The organism is Chamaesiphon sp. OTE_8_metabat_110, assembly GCF_031382685.1.
GTDB lineage: Bacteria > Cyanobacteriota > Cyanobacteriia > Cyanobacteriales > Chamaesiphonaceae > Chamaesiphon.
This window is the reverse complement of the sequence record NZ_JANMZA010000242.1, coordinates 1-3995: the sequence shown is the minus strand read 5'-3', so window position 1 is coordinate 3995 and position 3995 is coordinate 1. Positions and strand designations below refer to the sequence as shown.

The 3995-nt window shown below is 47.1% G+C and carries 4 protein-coding genes; 2 read left to right on the top strand and 2 right to left on the bottom strand.

The features are described from left to right. Positions 1 to 142 precede the first annotated feature (142 nt). On the bottom strand, positions 143 to 349 hold the full coding sequence (locus RMO52_RS08950; protein WP_310413087.1) for a hypothetical protein: 207 nt from the start codon (positions 347 to 349) through the stop codon (positions 143 to 145). 425 nt (positions 350 to 774) lie between these two features. On the opposite strand from RMO52_RS08950, the gene glyA reads away from it, so the two are divergent. Continuing rightward, on the top strand, positions 775 to 2058 hold the full coding sequence (gene glyA, locus RMO52_RS08945) for a serine hydroxymethyltransferase (RefSeq protein ID WP_310413084.1): 1284 nt from the start codon (positions 775 to 777) through the stop codon (positions 2056 to 2058). A 145-nt stretch (positions 2059 to 2203) separates the two neighbouring features. On the opposite strand, the gene RMO52_RS08940 is transcribed toward glyA, so the two are convergent. After that, positions 2204 to 2698: a bifunctional nuclease family protein gene (locus tag RMO52_RS08940; protein WP_309743746.1), complete on the bottom strand. Its 495-nt coding sequence runs from the start codon at positions 2696 to 2698 to the stop codon at positions 2204 to 2206. Between the two features lie 283 nt (positions 2699 to 2981). Here RMO52_RS08940 and ribE point away from each other — a divergent pair, with 283 nt between their 5' ends. Then, the gene (gene ribE / locus RMO52_RS08935) at positions 2982 to 3668 is read left to right on the top strand and encodes a riboflavin synthase (RefSeq protein ID WP_310413081.1); all 687 of its coding nucleotides are present in this window, start codon (positions 2982 to 2984) and stop codon (positions 3666 to 3668) included. The last annotated feature ends 327 nt before the right edge of the window (positions 3669 to 3995 follow it).

Below are 3995 nucleotides of genomic sequence, written 5' to 3'. Positions count from 1 at the left end.
AGCTTGCCGATGGCACATTAGACGCATCTACCGAGCATTGGCACAGCCAACTTCAAAATTCATCAAGCACTATTCACTATCCACTAATTAAACTGGCACAGCCAACTTCTAAATCCACTATCCACTATTCACTATCCACTATTCACTCAAGATCCATCAACCTAAATCCCATCTGACACTCATAAGCATCCGACTGGGGTTCGCTGCAAAAGTTGAGAGTGCGGACGAGGCGACCGCAACCGAGTTTACCTTGTTGCCAGCGCGGTTGACCGTCACGATCGGCCATCAGACAGGCTTGACAGACTCGCTCTGGAGCAATAACTCGATCGTTGATAATGATTACTAACATCCATCCCCCTGATATTTGGGCTAGGTACGAACGAAATTTATTTGAGAATTAGATCGAATTCCGCTAGGTTGAGCGCCTCGGCAGATCGCGAGCGAACAGGAGCCGATCGAACTGGAGATTGGTTAAGGACAATAATCCATACGATCGATTTTATCAAGCCTAAACTACACTCCTGAGATTGTCACGAATATTGACGATCGAGGGTGAGATTCGAGCCGCAATTTAGTCTAGTCTGGGCTTGGCGCGATTATAGATGCTGCAATTGAGAGTAAACAGTATCGAGTCATGCCAAAGGCGAATTTTTGGTAATTATTGGCAAATTACCAGCGGCAGCCGCAACGCGATCGAGTTCCATTAGTTATAATCGATAGTTTGGGACACCACATCGATTTAGCAATCCCCAACTCATTCCAATCAGACTAGACATGGCAAAAACTAACTTAGAATTTCTACAAGAAGCAGATCCAGCGATCGCGAGTTTAATCGGTGCCGAGCTAGGTCGTCAACGGAGCCACCTCGAACTGATTGCTAGTGAGAACTTCACCTCAGCGGCGGTGATGGCAGCACAGGGTTCGGTACTGACGAATAAATATGCTGAAGGTTTACCCAGCAAGCGTTATTATGGTGGCTGCGAATTTGTCGATGAGATCGAGCAAATCGCGATCGATCGTGTCAAGCAGTTATTTGGTGCAGCGGCGGCGAATGTCCAACCGCACTCAGGCGCACAAGCAAACTTTGCTGTCTTCCTGACGCTCCTCAATCCTGGGGACAAAATCATGGGGATGGATCTCTCCCACGGCGGACATCTTACCCACGGTTCGCCAGTGAATTTTTCGGGCAAATGGTTTGATGTCCAGCACTACGGCGTCAGCAAGGAAACCGAGCAGCTCGACTACGACATGATTCGGGACTTGGCGAAACAATATCGTCCTAAATTATTGATTTGCGGTTATTCTGCCTATCCCCGGATTATTGACTTTGCTAAATTCCGCGAAATCGCCGATGAAGTCGGTGCTTTCCTGATGGCAGACATCGCCCACATCGCTGGACTAGTCGCCACAGGACATCATCCCAACCCCTTACCGTACTGTGATGTCGTGACTACTACTACTCACAAAACCCTCAGAGGGCCACGTGGTGGTTTGATTATGACTCGCGATGCCGAACTGGGCAAAAAGCTCGATAAGTCGGTCTTCCCTGGCAGTCAAGGTGGCCCCCTCGAACACGTGATTGCTGGTAAAGCTGTCGCCTTCGGCGAAGCGCTCCAGCCCGCCTTTAAGACCTATTGCGGCAACGTTATTGCCAATGCCCAAGCCTTATCGGGTCAGCTCCAACAACGGGGCTTCAAAATCGTTTCTGGTGGGACTGACAACCACCTGATGTTAGTCGATCTGCGATCCATCGGGATGACTGGCAAACAGGCAGATTTATTAGTCAGCGATGTCAATATTACTGCTAATAAAAACACCGTACCATTCGATCCAGAATCTCCCTTCGTCACTAGTGGCTTGCGATTGGGTTCGCCAGCGATGACTACTCGCGGCATGGGTACGACTGAGTTTGTCGAAATTGCCAATATCATCGCCGATCGATTACTTAATCCCGAAGATGATAAAGTAGCCCAAAATTGTATCCGTCGGATTGCGACTTTGTGTGAAAGCTTCCCACTCTACCCCAATCTGAGCGTTCCCGTTCCTGCTCTGGTTTAGATCGATCGTTGATAATTGGAGTGCATCAGATCGCAGATCTTGCACTCCTGTCTACCCACTCACTCAGTAGCTATTCTCTCAAAGCCGGGAAACAGATCGATATCTCTAACCCCAAGCCTAAAACCCAAAGCCTAACCCCTAAAGCCTAACCCGCATAGCCACCTTTGCGAATCAGATCGTCAGGGCGGAGATTGGAGACAAAGCTGCGGAAAGCTTGACGTTCTTGCTCGTCAGCATCGCGATCTACCGGAATCGAAGCATCGGCAATGACTTCTTCGATGACCCAAATTGGGGCTTTGGTGCGGATGGCGATCGCAATTGCATCGCTAGGACGAGCATCGATTTCCCTGATCTGACCGTTGTCATTAATCGCGATCGATGCGTAGAAAGTATTATCTTGCAGCGAATTAATCGCGATCCGCTCGACCTTCAGATCGCAGCTATTAAAGATGTTAACCATCAGATCGTGAGTAAAAGGTCTTGGGGGCGTCTGCTTCTCCAAAGCACTAACAATTGCTTTAGCCTGTTCTTGGGAGATATAAATTGGTAGAGCGCGACGATCTGAAGCATCTTTAAGTAAAACGATCGGACTCCGAGATACAGCGTCCAAGGCAATCCCCGCTACTTTCATTTCGATCATGATGGTTTCCTACAGATAGTTGTTGATGTGGGTGGTTTAAGGCGCGAGCGGTTGAAATGTTAACATATCGTGTCTGATGTGACACTTGCTACTTTCATTGCGCTGGGGATGGATGGATGCGAGATCGATTTACCGACTTTAAGTGGCTACGGACGTTAGAGTTTAAAATAAGAACCAACGTAGATTAGTTTAACAAGCCTGAGCTTTGCCGCCACCGTGCTGGTATGTATCAAGGATGACCTACAAAATACTCGATCGCGAATAGTACTTTGACTGAAAATAGATGTTTACAGGACTAGTTCAATCGCTGGGAAATTTACGCCTTTTGACCGAGGACAGGCTGGAAGTTACATGTGAATTTTCAGATGCGATGCTTATTCTAACCGATTTGACTATTGGTGATAGTGTAGCCGTAGATGGGGCATGTTTAACAGTCGAAGAAATATTACCACAGGGATTTATTGTGACTGTCTCACCGGAGACTATAGATCGTACAACGATCGGGCAAAGAGATCGCACTTCAACTTATGCAAATTTGGAAACATCTTTGCGAGTTGGGGGCAAAATTGGCGGTCATTTTGTCACGGGGCATATCGACGGAATCGGAAGACTAGTCTCAAGTCGGGCTACTGCCACTTCCTGGGAAATGCGTTTTGCTGCCCCGGAGGCAATGACCGAGCAATGGTCGCATTATGTAAGTCGTTATTTAGTCTCTAAAGGAAGTATTGCTGTCAATGGAGTAAGTTTGACGATCGCCGATTGTGCGCCTGATGGTGAGTGGTTTACTGTTGCAGTAATTCCGCATACATACTCGCAAACAAATCTCGCCCAGCTTCAACCAAATGAGTGGGTAAATTTGGAAGCAGATATTTTAGGTAAATACGTCGAAAAGTTGCTGTTACCGCAACATGATCGATCGAGAGAGCGGGAGATAATTACTCCTGATTTTTTGGCAGCAAATGGGTATTGAATTAGTGGAAAGTTGAATAACGTGAGTTAAGCCTAAGAGGCTGTTTGAAAAGTTTTCCTTAACGCTTTTTGATACCTCAGATACCGCATATCTCCTACGAGAGAATAGGTGTTTGGGCGACTTTGTAAATGGCTCAAGTAGTTTTTATTACCTCAGCCGACCCTTTTCAAACAGCCTCTAAGGATCTCCGCTTGCTAATTTTTGGCTCCGCTCTCTAACCGCCTGGGGATTAATCCCCAGGCTAACAGCTCAAGTCTGTAACAAACTGATAGATTCTTCTGAGTCTGTTTTAACAGACTTGAGTTGTTAGCACCGCACTTTAGTCGC

Coding starts and splice junctions, on each gene's coding strand:
- RMO52_RS08950 (WP_310413087.1), bottom strand. CDS start 349: ATGTTAGTAATCATTATCAACGATCGAGTTATTGCTCCAGAGCGAGTC.
- ribE (WP_310413081.1), top strand. CDS start 2,982: ATGTTTACAGGACTAGTTCAATCGCTGGGAAATTTACGCCTTTTGACC.
- glyA (WP_310413084.1), top strand. CDS start 775: ATGGCAAAAACTAACTTAGAATTTCTACAAGAAGCAGATCCAGCGATC.
- RMO52_RS08940 (WP_309743746.1), bottom strand. CDS start 2,698: ATGATCGAAATGAAAGTAGCGGGGATTGCCTTGGACGCTGTATCTCGG.